The following is a 19371-nucleotide window of genomic DNA, read 5'->3' as shown; positions in this document are numbered from 1 at the left end:
GGCTTTGCAGCATTCTGACCTTCCCCCGCGCACTTTGGATAACGCACCTAAGGGACCCGTCATCCGGGAAGCCGGTCGCGCTGCCGAGCAGATCGCCGACCACAATGTGCGGGTGACGTTGGAAGCTATTCGGCGCGACGGGGCCTTGACGCGGCTCGAACTTGGCCACCGCAGCGGCCTTAGCCAGCCCGGCGTGTCCAATATTGTAAGTCGTCTCAAGAAGGACGGCCTGATTAAGGAACGTAAGCGGCCCAATACCGGCGCGCGCCCATCGTCTACGGAGTTCGCCATCAATCCGGACGGCGCCTTTTCGATCGGCATTCGGCTGCGCGCCAATATTGGCGAGGCGGTATTGCTCGACCTGAGTGGCAGGGAGCGAAACGCCATTGAATTTTGTGTGGACGCACAGATCGGCACCGCGCTTCCCGAGTTACCCCAGCGTTTGCATGCGGGGCTGACGACCACCCCCAGAATTGTTGGCGTTGGCATTGGCATGGACACGCACGATCGGTTGGATCGGACAACATTGGCAGCTGCACTGGCACCACTGCCGGTATTCGTTCAGCGTGAACCAGTTGCGGCCGTTCTCGCTGAGCGCACTCTCGGCATCGGTGCGGTCGGGGGCGGGCTCATTTATATTATCATTGGCGACACAGTGCGCGCCGGTCTGATGGTTCGCGGTGTCCCGTTCGGTGGTGTCCATGGTCGCGCTGGCGAGCTTGGCTCCATGCTGACAGGCGTAGATCGGGTGCCGCTCGAAAGTGTCGTTGGACTTGAAGCACTTCGGGCCCGGCTGGATGCAAAAGAACGCGCGGCCCTGGCGAGCGGTGTCGATATACCGATATCGCCTGCAATGCATGGCTGGATCAAGGATGCAGCCAGCCACCTGCTGGATGCAATCATTGCGGCAGCCGGATTTCTGGCACCGGGTGCCATCATGATCGGCGGGGATCTGCCTCCCCACCTCATCAATGCGTTGATTGCTCAACTGACCGTTGAACGAAACGATACCGCCATCCGTCCGTTTACCACCCCGTGGCTATCGTCTGTTCAACCTGCCAGTTTCAACCGGGGTGGCATCGCTCTAGGTGCGGCCCTATTGCCGTTTTTTGACCGATTGTTACCATCGCCACTACCCCCACCCACCTAGGTAATTCAGCGGCTGTCACGCAGTTGGCACATCCTTGTGTTCACGATCGGAAACGACGGCACCATCAAGTATTTTCTGGATATTGGCCGCCCGCCGGAATGAGGGTTCCTGAGTTTCACCCGCCTTTACCGCAGCGGCAAAACGCTGGAAATTAGTTTCCACCAAATCGCAGGCAATTTCGCGCCATGTAGCCTGGTTTACATCACTGCCAACGCAGGCGCGCAGGGTTGATTTGCCCGTATCATAGATAACTTCGATAGAGCCGAGGTCGCCATAAACGCGCAGTCGCAGTTGATCGAACTGGCCTGCCGCAGTTCGGCTGGCCTGAATTGTTCCAACCGCCCCGTTGGAATAATCTACATTCATCGTGAAGCTGTCGTTGGCATCAAGAACATAGTCCCCGATCACATTGCCCGGTGCCTTGTCAAAAGTCTTGAGCCGGGCAAATACGTGCGCGACATCCAAACCGGATCCGTAAGAGGCAAAATCCACGATATGAATTCCAATGTCGCCCAGCGCCCCATTTGATCCGTGTTTGGTGCTCAAGCGCCAAAGCCATTTGCTCTCGCTTTTCCAGTCGCCCCATGCGGTGCTGACCAGCCAGCTTTGCAGGTGTGACGCCTCAACGTGCCGCACCGAACCGATTTCTCCTGCCAGCACCATCGCGCGTCCTTTCTGCAGGGCAGGGGAATTGCGATAGGTGAAATTGACCATCCCGACTTTTCCGGATTTTTCGATAGCGTCGGTCATTTCCATTGCCAGTGTTGCATCGGTGGCCAGGGGCTTTTCGCAAAATACATGCTTACCGGCGGCAATCGCCTGCATCGTGGTGGGGTGGTGGATGCTATCCGGCGTAACATTAGCGACCGCGTCAAACTCTCCCCATTTCAGAGCGTCCTCGAAACTGGAAAACTGCCTGGCGATACCGTGCTCCGAGCAAAATGCGGCAAGTCGTTCGGGAACAACATCGACGCCCCCGACAAGGGATACCCCCTCGATCATTGAGAAGTTGGCGGCATGTTGATTTGCCATGCCGCCTGTGCCCAGTATGAGAATGCGCATTGAAGTGAATCCTGTCTGAAGGGTGAGGGCTGTCAATTTGGCCCGGCATGCGAGCCGGTCAATGGGTGGCGTCCTTGGCGTCGCGGTGGTTGGGTCGGAAGCTCGAAGCTAAATTTTCCCTTTAGTTCTCTTGACATAAAACTAATGTCACTTAATCTCGACAATGCAGCACCAATATGAACTCAGGTCAACTGAGCCTGCCAAAACTTTGCTGCAATGAAAGCAAACGGGAGGAGACCCACCATGATAACCCGACTCGTCGGCGCTTTGGCGCTGAGCACTGCTCTATGCGCATCATTGCCGACATTTGCGCAAGATCAGGACCTTTCTGCGCCTGATCGCATTGGCCTTGCCAGCGCACCCAACAAGTTGGTGGTGCGCTTGACCGGCGACAGCCCCGGCAACACCGATCCCGACATTGCGGCGGGGTACAAGGATCTGTTCGTGGCCTTCATCAAGAAGCATCCCGAATGGCAACTTCAGCTGCAGATTCAGACCCAGGATATCGGCACCGAACAGGCAAAAATGCTCGAACAGGCCAAGAGCGGCAATGCCCCCGATTGTGCCGCTGTTGACTCATTTGTGCTTGGGCAGTTCAAGGCCAATGATGTCCTTTCCGATTTCACCCCATACTTCAGCAAGGAAGAAATTGCTGATCTGTTCCCCTTCGTTCGCGAGGGCATTTCGGGCGCCGATGGCAAGATTTACGCTTGGTGGTGGGACACGGATTTGCGCGTTCTCTATCGCAACAAGTCAATCGTGCCTGACGCTCCCCAAACCTGGGAGGATCTGAAAAAAGCAGCTCTGGCATCCAAGGATCAGGGCATGGAAGGCGTGCTCTTCAACGGTGGTCGCTGGGAAGGCACAACCTTTGACTGGCTGGCCAACTATTGGTCCCTCGGCGGCAAGCTGGTCGATGATGCGGGTAAACCCACATTTGGCGATGACGAGAACAGGGCCAAGTTCCTTGAAGCTGTAAATTACTTCAAGGATCTGGTGGATTCAGGTGCAGCGCCAAAACGTGTCGCAACCATCGTAACCTACGACGATCTGGCCGCCGCTGCTGCTGCGGGAACAACTGCCCTGTTCATTGGTGGCAGCTGGCAAAATGCCCAACTGGAATCGACGCTCGACCCCGATGTGTTCGCTGACTGGACCTTCTCGCACATTCCCGGGCCAACAGCTGATGACCATAAGACGGGCACGGGGGCTGGACCATAGCGTCCTTCTCCAAGGACCCACAAAAAGTCGAGATGTGTGCAGATCTGGTGCGCGATATTTACATGGGACCAGCCAACGCATTGCAACAGCAATTGCCAACGAGCGCCGCGCTCTATGACAAATATCCGGTATTCTCGACCCCGGTCAACAAAGAGTTCGCAGCTGATCTTGCCGACGGGCAGGCTCGTCCCGGTGCTCCAATCTATCCAGAAATCTCCAATCAGATTCAAATCATGATGGGGGATGTGCTCTCGGGTTCCAAGACACCGGAAGACGCTCTTAGTGCCGCATATAATGCCTCACTCGAGGCTTATAATCGGCTTTAGACCTATCCAGATGTGGGCGTGGCGGCAAATTCCTGGTTGGGAAATGCCGCCCCGCCTGTTCCAATAGAAAGAATGGATAGATGACAGCGACAGCCATGGATGTTCCACGCAAAGGCTTTGGCACCAGGTTTAACCGGCGCTTCGCCGGAGCCCCACTGCCATGGATGCTGCCGGTCATATTGGTAATCGGACTATTCTACCTCTACCCTGTGTTTGATGTGATCCGCCTGTCATTCACCGACGCGACGTTGATCGGCAATGAACACACCTATACGTTTGCCTCGATCATCCATGCGTTTGGATCGCCTGACCTGGGTGGCATCCTGTTGACGACGATCATTTTTGTCGGCGGCAGTATCGTGGGCCAACAGCTCTTGGGGATCATCATCGCCCTGATTGTCATTCGGGGCGAAAAACGTCGCCTGTTTGGAACAACAATTCTGCGCACAACCGCGCTGGTCGCTTGGGTGGTACCCGGAATTGCCGGCGGTATCGTTTGGCAAATGCTGTTTTCCGAGGCACCGTTCGGTGGCCTGAATTCCCTGCTGCGCATGGTTCATTTGCAACCGGTCGAATGGCTTTCAAATCCCAATATTGCACCATGGTCGGTGGTCATCTCCAATGTCTGGCGCGGCACAGCCTTTTCGATGGTTGTCATGTATGCCGGTCTCAAGGGTATTGATCCAACCCTGTATGAGGCCGCCGATATCGACGGCGCCTCGGCGACCCAGCGTTTGCGTTTCATCACGCTTCCCCAGATGCGCACCGTCATTCTCGTCAACATGATCCTGATTACCATTCAGACCATGAACACATTTGACTCCATTATTTCGCTGACCGGTGGCGGGCCAGGTCGGGCAACTGAAGTGATTTCGCTCTATACCTTCAACATTGTCTTCCGAAACTACGACTTGTCCGGAGGGAGTGTTATCTCTGTGTTGATGCTGTTCATGAGCCTGACGCTCGCATTCATTTACGCGATGTTCCTGCCAAGGGAGTCCAAGTCATGAACTCCAGAGCCATATCCAGATTGGGCGATGTATTCAGCTATGTCTTCATGCTGATCATGTTCGTCTTTTTCGCAGGCCCCCTGTTTTGGCTACTCTCTTTGGCATTGCGCACCAAGCGCGAAATCTATCTCGGCGTATCCCGACTAATTCCCAAATACCCGACGATTGATAATTTCATTTCTGTGCTGACCAACAATTTCTTTCCCACCTACCTTTGGAACGGGCTTTTACTGGCGGTTCTGAGCGGAATTGGCGTGTTGATTGTTGCTCTGCCTGCCGCCTATGCGTTTTCCCGGTTCAATTTCCGCGGCAAGAGCGCGTGGATGATGGGGCTATTGGCCTTCCAGATGATTTCTCCGCTCGTCATTATGGTTCCGCTCTATCGCTATTTTGCCTGGTTAGGCCTGCTCGACACTCATTTTGGTGCGATCATGGTCTATATCGCGCTGGGCGTGCCCTTGGCCGCATGGCTGCTCAAAGGCACTGTGGATAGCATTCCGCGCAGCCTGGACGAGGCGGCCATGATCGATGGCTGCAGCCGGTTCGCAGTATTTTGGCGCATTGTTCTGCCCCTGTCAGGACCCGGAGTGGCTTCGGTCTTCATCATCACCGTCATTGCGGGCTGGTCGCAGTTCCTTGTGCCGTTCCTGCTGTTGACCAAAACCAAACTGATGCCAATCGGGGTTGGTATTTTCCAGTTCCAGGGCATGCAGAACGACTCCTCGATGCAATTGCTGGCGGCGGCCTGTTTGATCTCTGTCGTTCCCGCTATTATTGCATTCCTGCTCCTGCAACGGATGATCCTTGGCGCCATGACAGCCGGCGCAGTCAAGGGTTGATCACACCACCACCAACCGACCAATAGACGGAATATCAAAAATGTCCCTGACCCTCGCGCAGCGCCTCGATCGCGTCAAAGTACGGATCGACGAACTGGGTTTCTGGCGTGCGCGCCAAACCTGCCCGATTTCTGATTGGACATTTAACGGAACGCCCATCGCGCTGGGTGAGTTCTGGCCTGGCAAGGACGGCGTCCAGCATTTCGCAGCCCATGCCGCTGTGCCAGATGGCTGGCCGATCGAGCAAACGCGTCTGTCCCTTAATGTGGGTGGTGAAAGTCTGGTGTCGTTGGACTATCCAGAGGGCCATACCGACCAATTTGGCCTTGATCCCTACCACGAGGAATTCCCGCTCAAGGGGAAAAACTTTGCCATCTCAACCGACAGCGTACCGCGACTGCCGTTTGGCCAACCGGTGCGCGAACCGCAATTAATGCGCGCCGAACTGATTTGGCTGGACTTGCCCGTCCATCGTCTCCAGCTTTTGCTGACCCAGATCGCCGAGGCCATCTCGGTGCTCGAAGGGCATGACGTCGTTCCTCACCTGCTCGATGCCGCCGAAACAGGCATGCGCGGGCTCGACTGGCCTTCGGCTACGCACGATTATATCGCCCGGATGGCGCCATCGCCCCAGCAGCAGCGTATCTGGCAGTTGCCCGAAACAACCGACCATCCAGAGGCCCTCAACCAGGGTGAGCGCGCAAGCGTTGCAAGCGCCCATGAGGCGCTCGTTGCAACATTGCAAACATTGTCGAAGCGCTTTCCCCCGCAGGGTGAGATTGCCCTGACAGGCCATGCCCATATTGATCTGGCCTGGTTATGGCCTTATGCCGAGACGCGCCGAAAAATGCGCCGCACCTTCCACACAGCACTTTCGCTTATGGACCAATCAACCGACTTCCGTTTCAACCAGTCGACGGCCCATTATTACGCTCAGATCGAGGCCGACGATCCAGCCCTGTTCGACCGGATTACCCAAAAGGTAAAATCAGGTCAGTGGGAAACACTGGGGGGAATGTGGGTTGAACCCGACACCAACATGCCGACCGGGGAAAGCCTTGTGCGGCAGGTGCTTTACGGCCAGCGCTATTTCGAGAAAAAATTCGGCACCCGTCACACTATCTGCTGGCTGCCCGATTGCTTTGGCTTTTCGGGCGCATTGCCGCAAATCCTCAAGCAGGGCGGGATCGACAACTTCTTTACCATCAAGGTCAACTGGAACGAAACCAACAAGATTCCGGCTGATCTGTTCTGGTGGGAAGGACTGGACGGCAGCCGTGTCCTGACCCATACGTTCGACAATCCAATGCAGGGATATAACGGCTTTGTCCGGCCCGACTGCTTTGTGCCCACCTGGAAGAACTTCCGTGGCAAGGTCGATCATCCCACGACATTGCTGGCAGTCGGTTATGGCGATGGGGGCGGCGGCGTGACCCCTGAAATGGTCGAGCGCGAAGTTCAATTGCGCGACTTCCCCGTGCTTCCCAAAGCCAGATGGACCACGGTGCGATCATTCTTTGATGACGCCCATAAAACCGCTGCAAGTCAGACACTGCCGGTTTGGCAGGGCGAAATCTATCTCGAATTGCATCGGGCGACCCTTACCACTCAGAGTGGGGTGAAGCGCAAACACCGGCAGGCTGAGCGCGCGCTGATAACCGCTGAAACGCTGGCTTCGCTCGCCCATATGCTGGGCGCCAACAAACCCGAAAGCCTCGAACCCCATTGGCACATGGTGCTCAAGAACGAGTTTCACGACATTTTGCCCGGCTCCTCGATCAGTGAGGTCTATCAGGACGCCGAGCGCGAGTTGGACGGCGTGATCGACGCAGGGCAGACAGCTCAGCAAAAAGGCCTTTCAACTATTGCCGGCCAGATGGTCAAGGGAGAAATCGAGGATGGGCTGATAGTCGTTAACCCGACGCTTTCCGACCGGTCCATGCGCGTAAGGCTTGCGGACGGCTCAACCATTGCGACATCGAAAACAATACCGCCGCTTGGAATCGCGGTCATTGATACCAAGGCGCAGACCCCCGTTGCCGGACTGAACGTCAGCACGACAAAAATTGAAAATGCGCATCTATGCGCGACGATCGGTTCGGATGGCACCATCACAAGTCTGGTTCACAAAGCCACGGGGCGCGAGGCCCTTGCAGGACGCGGCAACCAGCTTTGGGCCTATCCCGTCGACAAGCCGCGCAACTGGGATGCCTGGGATGTAGAGACCGATTATGCCGAGCGCGGCGAAGAAATTACCACAATAGACAAAATCGAAATTGTCGAAAATACCCCGCACCGCGCAGCCGTTCGAATCACACGGCATTTCCGCAACTCGAGCATTGCCCAAACCATCGCACTCGCCGCCAACAGTCGACGGCTTGATATTGAAACGGACCTCGACTGGCACGACCGCCGCGTCTTTCTGCGAACACTGACCCCGGCGGCAGTCCGTTCCCCAGGTGCAAGTTTTGAGAGCGCCTATGGCGTTACCCGACGCACAACCCATACCAACACCTCGTGGGACGAGGCGATGTTTGAGGCTCCCGCGCATCGCTTTGTCGACCTTTCCGAACCAGGATTTGGATTGGCGCTGCTCAACAACGCCAAATACGGGCACAGTGCAAAAGGCAACGTGCTTGGCCTTAGCCTGTTACGCTCGCCGATTTATCCCGATCCGCTGGCCGACGAGGGCAAACAAAGCTTCACATATGCGCTTATGCCGCATGAGGGAGACTGGTTCGACGGTGGCGTTCGAGAGGAAGCTGACGATCTGAACCAACCGCTCTTGTCCATCGCCGGTAGCGGCCTCCAGGCGAACGTGGTCACACCGGTTTCCGTTGCGGGCATTCCAGCCGCTCTGTCGGCGCTGAAACCGGCAGAGGATCAGGACGGCATCGTGTTGCGGGTCTACGAACCAGCCGGGCGTCGCGGCAACTTCGCACTTGGTCTTGAGAATGGTTGGCGTGCGACTGGTCCCGTCTCCATCATGGAGGAGCCGATGGAACGCGGCGCCGGCGCAGAGTTGCGGCCATTTGAAATTCGGAGCTGGATTTTGACGCGGTGAAATGACAATTGTTCGACTTGCTCAAGGCGGTTTCCGCACCACGGACATGGATCTGTCACAATGACCGCCAGAAGTAAGTCAGCCTTGCGGGGCCATAGCGCTGATCTGACCGGTTCGAACGTGGGACAAGCCGGCGAACATAATCGCGGTTTGGTCTTGCGCGCCATCCATCGACATGCCCCGATTTCCCGGGCCGAGATTGCCCGTCAATCGGGGCTGACGAAAAAGGCAATCGCTCGCATTGTCGATCGGTTGCTTGATGAAGGGCTGGTGATGGAGGCGCGGCGCCGCCACGGCCTTCGCGGACAACCCGCAATCGAGCTTGAGTTGGATCCAAAGGGATGTTTCTCGGTTGGCGTCGATATTGATCGCGACCATCTGACCATCGTTGCGGTAGACGCCACGGGGACTGTTCGCGGACGGGTGCACCACGAGAAACGCTTTATTCTGCCCAATGAATTTGTCGAACTGACCGGCGAAGCCATTTCCTATTTCGAGCGCAGTCGGCTGATTGATAGTGCTCGACTGTCGGGCATTGGCGTCGCTATTCCCTATTGGCTCGGTGAACTGCCAATCGCAGGCAAGCCTGCAAATTACACGCAGTGGACCAGGTTCGACGTGCGCGCCGCTTTGGCGGCGCTGACGCCGCACCCGGTTTACATTGATAATGAGTCCAACGCGGCCGCCATGGCCGAACTCGATTTCGGACTCGGCGCGGAAAGTCATAATTTTTTCTATATCTATATTACGGCCTGCGCTGGCGGTAGTCTGGTTCTTGATGGATTGATCCACGAGGGTGCCATGGGGATCAGTGGCGAAATCGGCTGGCTGCCCATGACTGATGAAGACGCCGGGCCTGCGCCGGGTCAGGTGCAGCCTTTGGGTGAGCTATTTTCGCTGTTTGTCCTATACGAGTATTTGCGCGAGCACGACGTCATTGTTACCAATCCGCATGACTTGATGACGCTGGACAAACGGGCCCGCGATCTGGTTTCAGGCTGGCTGAAACATGTCAGCATCCATATTGCTGAAGCAGTTGCCCATATCGGTCTGATTGTCGACCCTGACGCAGTGGTTGTTGGCGGCCGGTTGCCAACTCGTCTGCTCGATGAATTGCTCCGCTACACCAACGAGCATTTGTCCGACGCCGATCCTGATACCCCTTCAATCCACCGCGCATCTATCGAAGATGCAGCAGCGCTCGGCGCTGCTTCAATGTGCCTAGCTGCCGCACTGATGCTCGGCTCGCACGATCCCGCCCAGCTCACCCGGGTCCCCCCCAGATGCCCGAAGCCCTGCAATCTCCCTGGTCCAACAATCGAGGATAGAATGTTCGGCGGGAAATCGGCGTCTTCCTCGCCAATTCGCAATTCATACGGCTTTTTCAAGAAATTTGACGATGCCGTTGGTGCCGTCGACTTCGAGCAAATCGCCGTCCTTGATGATCTTGGTCACGCCGGGCAAGCCACTGACGCAGGGCAGGCCATATTCGCGGGCAATGATGGCGCCGTGCTGAAGGCCCCCGCCCACTTCCAGAACTACCGCCGAGGCATTGACAAAGATCGGTGTCCATGACGGCTCGGTCGCCACTGTGACCAGGATTTCGCCGGGAAGCAGCGGTTTTTCATAGGGGCTCAAAAGCACCCTGGCGCGGCCGGTATAGGTGCCGTTTGACACCGCCATGCCGGCCAGATCGCCATCACCTGCCACCAATTGCTTACGGAAAATCTTGCCGCGGCTGTCGATGAAGACGGGGAAGTCCTTTACGCCTTCGTACAATTTCTGCGGCTCGGTGTTCGCCGCTACAAGCGGCAAAAGGTCTAATCCCGCGTTTTTCTGCGCCTGGCTGACCTGCTCAATCGTCAAATCAAATATCTGGTTGCGGTTTTCAAGCCGCCCCTGCGCCACAAACCCATCAGCTATTTCGAGGGCCAAACGATGCAGGCACCCGTTCATCACCACCACCATATATTTGGGGGTCTCGCGATGGCCGAACAACAGTTCAATAGTACGCAAGGATTTGTCGAACTTTTTCAGCTTGCCCCTTTCGCGCGCGACAACACGCATTTTCTCAATCGCTTCGTGCTTGCGGGCCGCGACTTTCATCATCTGATTGTCGTCCAGATTGAACGCCTTGAGTTGGACGAAGAACTCGCCAAGCCGCTCGCTCACTCGAGGCGATGCCACGTCGATTTCTTTGAATCCACGGTCGCCAAATTTATACAGGTAGTCGTCGAACGCCGCCATGAACTCTGGCGAGTAAGTCCGGTTGGTGATCCTGTCCTCGAAGATCGCGGCATCTTCGGTTTTGCGTATTTCTCGAGCGCTGGCGAGGGCCAGCATCTCGTGCCCCATGGCGCTGGAGGGGTTCGACGGCACATCCATCATTATGGCTTGGGTCAACGCCTCTGCTTCGGTACCTTTCAAGATTTTCTTCAACCCACCCTCGGCAAGAACCCCGGCGATGAAGCCGACCATCCCTTTGAAGTTCTCGTCAAACGCGACAAATGCAGACTCCACCACTTCGTCAAATGGCCGGTCGTTTTTCATGCCCTTGAAAAAGGTCAGAAGGTTGTCGACCGCGGTTTCAACGGTCTTTGCGGCCTTTTCCGGGTTGAAGAAGCTACCAACCATGCCCGGCCCCAGCGTGAGCAACATGGCGATTTGGGCCCGCCGCCCTTTCTTCATCAGAGGCGTCATTTCCGCGCTGATATACTCTTTGAATATTTCGTCTTCCCGGCCCTCGAATGCATTATCGAGGGACGAGGCCATCTGCATGCCGCGCTTCCCCAGCCCCTTGAATACATTGTTGAGCTGGAAGTACTGACGCCCGTGGAGGCCAACAATGTATCCGTCCTCACCCAGGGGAACCGCCCCCATCTTCAGCTTGTCCAGAACGATATCCCAGACTTCGCCGCCCAGGATTGACAGATTGTCGCTAAACCCTTGGGACAGCGGCATGATGTCCATGTAGAGCTTCTTGCGTTCGTCGGGCGCGGTGATCAGTTCGGGGAACAGCGGGAAGAATGTTGTGATCGGGCGCGCCTGCAACAGGTACAGCGTGCCGCTCTCATAGGCCCATTCAATATCGACCGGAAAACCATAGTGGTCTTCGGTCGCTTTGATCAGTTCTGTGAGTTCGAGGATTTGCGTTTCGGTCAACGCCTGCGCTTTCGGCTGCAGAGGAACCGTTTGCGAGATGCCACCATCCGGGTTCAGTTGCAGGGCAAGAGATTTTTCCGAAACCCGCTTTTCCAGCACTTCCATCGTGACTTTCTCAACGATGTAATTGTCGGGTGTGACAATCCCGGAGACGATCGCCTCACCCAGACCAAAACTGGCGTCAATGACGGCTTCATCAAAGCAATTGTTCATGGGATTGAGCGAAAACGCCACGCCGCTGACGTCACTGGCAATTTGGCGCTGCACGATAATGCTGATGTTGGCACCTTCGAGCGCAAGTCTGTGCTGCGCTTTGTATTCCATGACGCGCGTATCAAACATTGAGCTGAAGGCATTGGCGATCGCACCTTCAAGCATTGCGCGGGTTGTGCCGAGAAATGTCTCGTACATGCCGGCAAAACTGGTGCCGGACAGGTCTTCTTCTGGCGAGGATGAACGCACGGCAAACGGTCCCGTGCCGTCAATCTGATCGAGATGGGTTTCAAGCGCCGCGCGCTGATCGTCGGTCAGGACCATTTTCGACGCCAGACCCTTGACCAGATCGCAATTCTTCTTGGTTGGCGCTTTGAGGAGCGCCGACCATTGTGGAGTTTGTTTGACTGCCTTCGTCCAAGGCCCGAAGAACGCTACGCTCAGCGCGAATCCTGCGGGAACTGGCAGACCGGCTGCGGTCGTGCTGATCAGGCTCAGTGCCTTGCCGCCGACATCGGACAGCGTCGGCGTTTCGCTGGCATCGAACGCGTAGATGAGCGTTGTCATGTTTCACCTTTTGAATTCTGGTCTGACCCGGCGCGGGTGATCTTATGCTCGCCCGCGCGTAATCTTGGCGGCTGATGAGGGTTCTGCTGCAAATCCGCCGACCAGCATATCGGCGTAGACCTCTGCCGCACGGTCGGCACTGAGGCCAATAGCCATCGACTTTTCCAGAGCGGCGGGCATCGCATAGATCAGTCCAAGCAGGGCGGCGGCGCGGGCCTTAATGTCCTGTTGCCCGGCATAATCGCGAGCAGCGAACGGTCTTACCAGGTGCACAAGTGCCTCAGTACGATGTTCGGTAAGGGCAGCAGCGATGTCCGGACCGAGTTCGGCCACTGCCGGTTCCAGATCATTGCCCGGCACTGTGAATTGTGTGGTCAATGGCATCCGGGGAAATGCCCGCGCCGTCTCAAAGAGGTATCGCCAGAGGCGTTCGCGCGGTTCGGCAACTTCCATGACATCGAGAAAGGTCGCGACAAGAGGCGCCTTTTCCGCAACAACGGTATGTAGGAGAAGCTCGGGCTTTGTCGCAAAATACAGGTAGATCGTACCCTTTGCGACGTTGGCGTCCCGTGCCACATCGTCAATACTGGTCTTGCGATAGCCAAAGCGCACGAACAGTTTCGCGGCGGCGACGAGGATCGTTCGTCGCTTGCGCTCCCTGGCATCAACCTTGTCATCCTCGATCATGAACCTGCGCAGCAGGGCGTTGGTCATTTCGCGTGTCCAAGTCATAATGACTGAATAAGCATAATTGGTCAGTTTGACAACCTGCAACCCATTCTCGAGGTGTGTTTTTGCGACACAAATTCCAAAATGGTTCTGGCTGGACCCAAATGGTCAATCGAAATTAGCGACCAAAATCTGCATCCAAGTGGGCAACATGGCGCGTGCACGATGCACCCAGCGCCGTATCCTATTGTGGATGTGCAGGTCCGGGAGGCCCATCAACGGGCTGCGAATTGCGTTGTAGATGAACGTCAAAAGCCTTGGTTTGAGTGATGGCCTTGTCTTGTGCCTCATCGATTTCGCTTCGGTGCGCCAGCATCCGGGTGAATATACGATAATCAAAATCAAACTGCGTTCGAGCTTCGGGATTTGGCGGGCGGGTCAAACCGCCTTGGGCCATCGCTGCGGCGGCAGCGTTCAAGGTGGGATAGAGCCCTGCGGCGGTTGCAGCGACCATGCCCACACCAAGCAGGGTAGCATCGGGCGTCGCGGGTTCGATTACCGTGCAACCCGTGGCATCTGCATAAAGCTCCATCAGAAGGGGGTTGCGGGTATGCCCGCCCGTTATATGAAGCGTATCAATGGCATAGCCCTTTTGGTTCAGCGCTTCCAGGATGTGACGGACACCCAGAACAATTGAAACCGCTGTGCGCCAGTACAGCCGACACAAGCTGTCAAAATCACTATCCAGCGTCAGCCCGGAAATAACGCCGAGGGCATTGGGATCGGCAAGTGGGGACCGATTGCCATGAAAGTCTGGCAGGACATGGATGCGCGAACCAAGCCTACGCCCTTCGACCGAACGCAATTCCATTATTCGCGCCACCACCCGTTCATGTAGCGCCGGTGTTGGCTCGCCGCCAGCGCCGTGCCAACGCAGGATATGATCGAGCAGCGCGCCCGTCGCCGACTGGCCAGCCTCGTTGAGCCAACAATCGGGCAGCACCGCCCCAAAATAAGGACCCCAGAGGCCGGCGGTCGGCCGACTTTCCGGCGAAAGCGCCATTACGCAACTGGATGTCCCTGCAATCAGTGCCAAATGCCGATGAATGTTCGCACTTTGTCCGGCAAAGGCACCCAGCGAACCCAGCGCGCCCGCGTGAGCGTCAATGAGTCCGGCACCAACCCGGCAGCGTTGCGTTAACCCCAGCGCTGTGGCAGCTGCCGAGGTGAGAGACCCAAGGTCCTGCCCTATCGCGGCGGCACTCTCGGGCAATCGGCCCTTTTGAGGCATGTCTGCAAGATCGACGGCATCAAGAAAATCATGCCGCCATCCGGCCTTTTCATGGGCCAGATAGGTCCATTTGCAGGTGAGAGTACATTGGCTTCGCGCTAGTGAGCCTGAAGCTTTCCAAGTGAGAAAATCGGTAAGATCGAAGAAATATCCCGCCTTTTCCCAGGTGTCAGGCAGGTGGCGCTTGAGCCACATCAGCTTTGGCACCTCCATCTCAGGTGACATGACGCCACCGACATAATTGAGTACTTCATGCCCGGTGCCCGTGCATTGCTCGGCCTCTGCAAGGGCGCGATGATCCAGCCAGACAATGGTGTCCCATTGCGTTTCGCCCGAACGCGATACGCTGAGCGGCGCCCCCCCGGCGTCGCGAACGACCAATGAGCAGGTCGCATCAAAGCTGATGCCGACAATTTCGCTTGGATCGGCGGCAGCCAGTGTCATGGCCGCGCTGACGGCTGCGCAGACCGCCTGCCAGATTTGCTCGCTGTCATGCTCGGCATGGTTGGCGTCGCTGCGGTTCATCAGGATGGGTTGTTCGGCCCGGCCAAGCAGTGCGCCTTGGGGGGTGAGTACACCGGCCCGGGCGCTCCCCGTGCCCACGTCCACAGCGACCAGGAGACTTTTTGTCAAGGTTGCAACGCCTCGTTCTTGGTTCAGACCGAGCCTACCAGATCGGGCAGGGCGTGCATATCGCTGAACATCACATCGGGGTTGAGGGCCTCAACCTTGGGGCGCAATCCGCTGGGTGCAATGTGACTGCCCCCCAAATAGGCAAAGGCTTTCATCCCCGCGCTTTTCGCCGCCGCGATGCCTGCCGGGCTATCCTCGATCACGACGCAACGCTTTGGGTCTGCTCCCATTTTTTCGGCTGCGTGCAAAAACAGGTCCGGCGCGGGTTTGCCGTTTTCCACCATGCTGGCCGAGAAAATATTGGGCTCGAACCGGGGCAGCAAGCCGGTCAGGTCAAGGCTAAGGCGGATGCGCTCGAGTGTACTGGAGGAGGCGACGCAGAACGGGGCACCCAGCGCTGACAATACCTCGGGAAGCCCGCGATTGGCGCGCAACTCTCGGCGATAGAGCGCATAAAGATCGCCCCGCATGGCCTCGAGCGCGGCGGCGCCCAGCGGTGCCCCGTGACTGTTGAGCAGGCTGGCCGAAATCGAGGCCAGCGACCGGCCGAGATAATTTGAATAGGCGGTTTCAAGCGTTACGGTTGCCCCCTGCGCCGCGATGGCTGCCAACAGGACCCGCATGGCCAGCGGTTCGCTATCGACCAGGACGCCATCACAGTCGAATATGACCAGATCGAAAGCAGCGCTCATGGCGCTGTCCGCGACCCGGATGGGCGTGAACGGCAGGTGAAAATGCGAGGGAAATGTGTGCTCACATGTTACCCTCAAGGTAACGTTGAAGCGTCTTTTCAGCCCCATCGGCCCAAAGCGCACTCAACGCATCGCTAAAAGCGCTGACGAAAAAGACATCGTGCGCCAGTTCGCCATAAATATCGGTCATGGCGAGCCACGCCACTGGATCGTTTTTGGCGCGCCTGGCCTGAGTGGTAAGACGGTCCCAACTAGGATCGTTCGGCTCGATTACCGCACCGCTTTCGGTGGTGCCAAAACAGTATCGGCACCACAGGGCTGAAACCAGAGCCAGGCCGGTCACTGATTGGTTGGCCTTGACCCGATCCAGCGCCGAAGGAATGATAAATTTGGGTTGCCGGTTCGATCCATCCAGGGCAATGCGCCGGGTCGTGTCGCCGATCGTGGGATTGGCAAATCGACGCTGGCAAAGGGCCAGATATTGGTTGAGGTCCGTATCAGGAACCGGAGGGACGACTGGAATGATCTCGTCATTTTCGACCGTGGCCAGGAAATTGGCAACAAGCTGGTTTTCCATGGCCTCGTGCACGAAATGGATATCCATCAAAGCTGCCGGGTAGGCAATCGTGGCGTGGCCTCCGTTGAGGATGCGGATTTTCATGTGCTCGTAGGGCGCGACGTCGGAAACGAACTGCACGCCGACCTTTTCGAGCGCCGGGCGGCCCGCTGGGAAATTGTCTTCAAGAACCCATTGTTTGAAGCTCTCGCAGAACACCGGCCAATTGTCGTCGATGCCGAAATTTTCGGCCAATAACGCCTTTTCGCGTTCTGAGGTCGCCGGGGTAATGCGGTCAACCATGCCGTTGGGAAAGGCAACATTGGCGTTGACCCACTCCGCAAGCACTGGATCAATGAGCCGGGCCATCCCCACAACGGCATTTTGGGTAACATGGCCATTGCCCGGAATATTGTCGCAGCTCATAACGGTAAAAGGCACGATCCCCGCCTGACGACGGTGCAAAAGTCCTGCCAGGATCAGGCCGAACGCCGTGCGCGGTGCCTCGATATGGGCAGCGTCATAGGCAATCTCGGGGTGGGTTGGATCGAATTCCTGGCTGGCCGGATCGATAAAATAGCCACCCTCGGTAATGGTCAGTGATACGATGCGAATAGCCGGATCGGTGAGGCGCTCGATTATCGCGGCACACTCGCCGGGCTTGAGGTAGTCGATCATCGCCCCGGTGACACGGGCCGAACTTGTGTCGGCCTCCCGTTCAACCACGGTTGTCAGCCAGTCCTGCTCCATCAGCTTCTGACGCATTGCCTCATCGGCGTCGCGAACACCGGCACCAACCAGCGCCCAATCATGGTCAGACCCGGTGGCAAAAAGATCGTCGAGATAGACCGCCTGATGGGCGCGATGAAAATTGCCAATGCCAAAATGCACGATGCCTGCGCGCAAATCATCCCGGCGGTATCCCGGCACGGATGCAGTCACGGAAATGGCGTCAAGGGTTTTCGCTGAGAGTTTCGTGCTCATAAGATTGTCCCTGGTGTGGCATTGCGTGTCCATTGCGAGCACCCGCCCTGGCAGGTGGTCGCGATGATTGACCGCCTAAATAGCCTTTCCTGCCGCGTCGAACCTGTAGATGCGCGTGGCATCGGGGGTCAAGTAGACATCATCGCCATGGGTATAAGTCTCATCGCCGTCGGCACGGATGGTCATCAACCCGAGGCCCTCGACCTGAACATGCAGGAAGGTGTCCGATCCCAGCAATTCGGCTACGGTGACCTTGCCTTTCCAGACCCCGGGGGTGGCAGTTCGGTTAAGGGCGAAATGCTCAGGGCGCACGCCGATGGAATGAGCGTTGTGCTTGGCCGCTTCCTGCCCATCGACAAAATTCATCTTGGGCGATCCGATAAAGCCGGCAACGAAGCGATTGGCAGGTTTCTTATATAGTTCAAGCGGGCTGCCGAACTGCTCCACATTGCCAGCGTTGAGCACAACGATCCGGTCGGCCATGGTCATGGCTTCGACCTGATCATGGGTGACATAGATCATCGTCGTCTTGAGTTGCTGGTGCAATTCGGTGATCTCAAGGCGCATGTTGACGCGCAAGGCAGCATCCAGATTAGACAGAGGCTCGTCAAACAGAAATGCCTTGGGTTCGCGCACGATGGCGCGACCGATGGCGACACGCTGGCGCTGGCCGCCCGAAAGGGCGCGCGGCCGGCGGTCGAGATAGGAACCAAGATTGAGCGTTCGTGCAGCGTATTCGACCTTCTGGTCGATCACTTCCTTGGGCGCTTTGGCCATCTTGAGCGGAAAAGCGATATTGTCGCGCACGCTCATATGCGGATACAGCGCATAGGACTGGAACACCATGGCCAGGCCGCGACGGGCAGGTGGTGCCTTGGTCATGTCCTCGCCATCGAGCAGGATGGTGCCGCCCGATGTGTCTTCCAGCCCTGCGATCAAGCGCAGCAGGGTGGATTTACCGCACCCCGAGGGGCCGACAAAGACGACGAACTCGCCGTCTTTGATATCAAGCGTGATATCGGGAATGATCTGAACTTCGCCGAAGGACTTCTTGACGTGTTCGAGTGAGATGGAACCCATTTTTCTGTCCTTACTTTACAGCGCCGAAGGTGAGACCACGGACGAGTTGTTTCTGGCTGAACCAGCCCAAGAGAAGTATCGGGGCGATAGCCAGGAGGGATGCGGCCGAAAGCTTGGCCAGGAATAGTCCCTGCGGGCTTGAGAATGAGGAGATGAAGGCCGTCAATGTACCAGCGCGGCCCGAAGTCAGGGTGATGGTCCAGAACGCTTCGTTCCACGCCAGAATGACATTGAGCAGCAGCGTTGAGGCAATGCCTGGAACGGCCATTGGCACCAGCACATGGACGATTTCGTTCCATAGTTCGGCCCCATCCATGCGGGCAGCCTCAAGGATATCAACCGGGATTTCCTTGAAATAGGTGTAGAGCATCCAGATGATGATCGGCAGATTGATCAGCGTCATGATGATGGTGAGCCCGTGCACAGTGTCGAGCAGCCGCAGGTCGCGAAAGATCAGATAGATCGGGATCAAGACGCCGACCGCCGGCATCATCTTGGTGGAGAGCATCCACATCAGGATATCCTTGGTGCGCTTGGTTGGCGCAAAGGCCATGGCCCACGCAGCCGGAACCCCGATGATCAGCCCCAGAAGGGTCGAGCCGACCGACACCACAATGGAATTGAACGCATGTTTGAAATAGTCCGAGCGTTCCTGCACGGCGGCAAAATTTTCCAATGTGAAGTTCTGCGGCAAGAAAGTGGGGCTCGAGGCAATGGCCTCGGACTCCGTTTTGAATGCCGTCAATAAGGTCCACAGGATCGGCGCGAATAGTAGTAAGGCGACGGCCCAGGCGGCGATAGTGAAGCCGACTTTGGTGGGGGTTGAGACGTTGCGTGCCATTTCCAGCTCCC

General features: G+C 57.0%; 12 protein-coding genes and 2 pseudogenes. 6 read left to right on the top strand and 8 right to left on the bottom strand.

The features are described 5' to 3' along the window. Positions 1–34 precede the first annotated feature (34 nt). A complete protein-coding gene (locus PSQ90_RS05730) occupies positions 35–1150 on the top strand; it encodes an ROK family transcriptional regulator (protein ID WP_282212457.1) in 1116 nt (371 codons plus the stop codon). Positions 1151–1165: 15 nt separating this feature from the next. Here PSQ90_RS05730 and PSQ90_RS05725 read toward each other — a convergent pair whose 3' ends face one another. Next, on the bottom strand, positions 1166–2212 hold the full coding sequence (locus tag PSQ90_RS05725; RefSeq protein ID WP_282212456.1) for a Gfo/Idh/MocA family protein: 1047 nt from the start codon (positions 2210–2212) through the stop codon (positions 1166–1168). A gap of 243 nt (positions 2213–2455) precedes the next feature. Here PSQ90_RS05725 and PSQ90_RS05720 point away from each other — a divergent pair. From PSQ90_RS05720 to PSQ90_RS05700, 5 genes and pseudogenes are all read left to right on the top strand, one after another. After that, positions 2456–3759 (top strand): annotated as a pseudogene (locus PSQ90_RS05720) (extracellular solute-binding protein). Between the two features lie 80 nt (positions 3760–3839). Then, positions 3840–4769 carry a carbohydrate ABC transporter permease gene (locus PSQ90_RS05715; RefSeq protein WP_282212455.1) on the top strand — a complete coding sequence of 310 codons (930 nt, stop codon included), beginning with the start codon at positions 3840–3842 and terminating at the stop codon, positions 4767–4769. Then, on the top strand, positions 4766–5608 hold the full coding sequence (locus tag PSQ90_RS05710; RefSeq protein ID WP_282212454.1) for a carbohydrate ABC transporter permease: 843 nt from the start codon (positions 4766–4768) through the stop codon (positions 5606–5608). Before PSQ90_RS05715 ends, PSQ90_RS05710 begins: the two co-directional genes overlap by 4 nt. 40 nt (positions 5609–5648) lie before the next feature. Next, positions 5649–8672 (top strand): alpha-mannosidase, encoded by a 3024-nt coding sequence (locus PSQ90_RS05705; protein ID WP_282212453.1) that lies wholly within the window; start codon positions 5649–5651, stop codon positions 8670–8672. Positions 8673–8732: 60 nt separating this feature from the next. Further along, a pseudogene (locus PSQ90_RS05700) lies at positions 8733–9950 on the top strand (ROK family transcriptional regulator); the annotation flags it as partial. Positions 9951–10043: 93 nt separating this feature from the next. Here PSQ90_RS05700 and PSQ90_RS05695 read toward each other — a convergent pair. The 7 genes from PSQ90_RS05695 to PSQ90_RS05665 all read right to left on the bottom strand — a co-directional run bounded on the left by PSQ90_RS05695 (position 10044) and on the right by PSQ90_RS05665 (position 19360). Continuing rightward, on the bottom strand, positions 10044–12614 hold the full coding sequence (locus PSQ90_RS05695; RefSeq protein WP_282212452.1) for a PEP/pyruvate-binding domain-containing protein: 2571 nt from the start codon (positions 12612–12614) through the stop codon (positions 10044–10046). A 42-nt stretch (positions 12615–12656) separates the two neighbouring features. Beyond that, a complete protein-coding gene (locus tag PSQ90_RS05690) occupies positions 12657–13328 on the bottom strand; it encodes a TetR/AcrR family transcriptional regulator (RefSeq protein WP_282212451.1) in 672 nt (223 codons plus the stop codon). A 199-nt stretch (positions 13329–13527) separates the two neighbouring features. Further along, positions 13528–15207: an FGGY-family carbohydrate kinase gene (locus PSQ90_RS05685; protein ID WP_282212450.1), complete on the bottom strand. Its 1680-nt coding sequence runs from the start codon at positions 15205–15207 to the stop codon at positions 13528–13530. A gap of 23 nt (positions 15208–15230) precedes the next feature. Further along, positions 15231–15899 carry an HAD family hydrolase gene (locus PSQ90_RS05680; protein WP_282212449.1) on the bottom strand — a complete coding sequence of 223 codons (669 nt, stop codon included), beginning with the start codon at positions 15897–15899 and terminating at the stop codon, positions 15231–15233. A gap of 61 nt (positions 15900–15960) precedes the next feature. Continuing rightward, the gene (locus PSQ90_RS05675) at positions 15961–17439 is read right to left on the bottom strand and encodes a mannitol dehydrogenase family protein (protein WP_282212448.1); all 1479 of its coding nucleotides are present in this window, start codon (positions 17437–17439) and stop codon (positions 15961–15963) included. Between the two features lie 75 nt (positions 17440–17514). After that, positions 17515–18519, bottom strand: coding sequence for an ABC transporter ATP-binding protein (locus PSQ90_RS05670; protein WP_282212447.1), 1005 nt, complete (start codon positions 18517–18519; stop codon positions 17515–17517). Positions 18520–18529: 10 nt separating this feature from the next. Continuing rightward, entirely contained in the window at positions 18530–19360 is an 831-nt protein-coding gene (locus PSQ90_RS05665) for a carbohydrate ABC transporter permease (protein WP_282212446.1), read from the bottom strand. Between the last annotated feature and the right edge of the window lie 11 nt (positions 19361–19371).

Source organism: Devosia rhodophyticola, assembly GCF_028816475.1.
GTDB classification, from domain to species: domain Bacteria; phylum Pseudomonadota; class Alphaproteobacteria; order Rhizobiales; family Devosiaceae; genus Devosia; species Devosia rhodophyticola.
This window is presented reverse-complemented; position numbering and strand designations above follow the sequence as displayed.

Excerpts from the sequence above, each read along its gene's own strand:
- PSQ90_RS05705 (WP_282212453.1), top strand. The coding sequence starts at position 5,649 with ATGTCCCTGACCCTCGCGCAGCGCCTCGATCGCGTCAAAGTACGGATC.
- PSQ90_RS05665 (WP_282212446.1), bottom strand. The coding sequence starts at position 19,360 with ATGGCACGCAACGTCTCAACCCCCACCAAAGTCGGCTTCACTATCGCC.
- PSQ90_RS05710 (WP_282212454.1), top strand. The coding sequence starts at position 4,766 with ATGAACTCCAGAGCCATATCCAGATTGGGCGATGTATTCAGCTATGTC.
- PSQ90_RS05695 (WP_282212452.1), bottom strand. The coding sequence starts at position 12,614 with ATGACAACGCTCATCTACGCGTTCGATGCCAGCGAAACGCCGACGCTG.
- PSQ90_RS05675 (WP_282212448.1), bottom strand. The coding sequence starts at position 17,439 with ATGAGCACGAAACTCTCAGCGAAAACCCTTGACGCCATTTCCGTGACT.
- PSQ90_RS05690 (WP_282212451.1), bottom strand. The coding sequence starts at position 13,328 with ATGACCAACGCCCTGCTGCGCAGGTTCATGATCGAGGATGACAAGGTT.
- PSQ90_RS05680 (WP_282212449.1), bottom strand. The coding sequence starts at position 15,899 with ATGAGCGCTGCTTTCGATCTGGTCATATTCGACTGTGATGGCGTCCTG.
- PSQ90_RS05670 (WP_282212447.1), bottom strand. The coding sequence starts at position 18,519 with ATGGGTTCCATCTCACTCGAACACGTCAAGAAGTCCTTCGGCGAAGTT.
- PSQ90_RS05715 (WP_282212455.1), top strand. The coding sequence starts at position 3,840 with ATGACAGCGACAGCCATGGATGTTCCACGCAAAGGCTTTGGCACCAGG.
- PSQ90_RS05725 (WP_282212456.1), bottom strand. The coding sequence starts at position 2,212 with ATGCGCATTCTCATACTGGGCACAGGCGGCATGGCAAATCAACATGCC.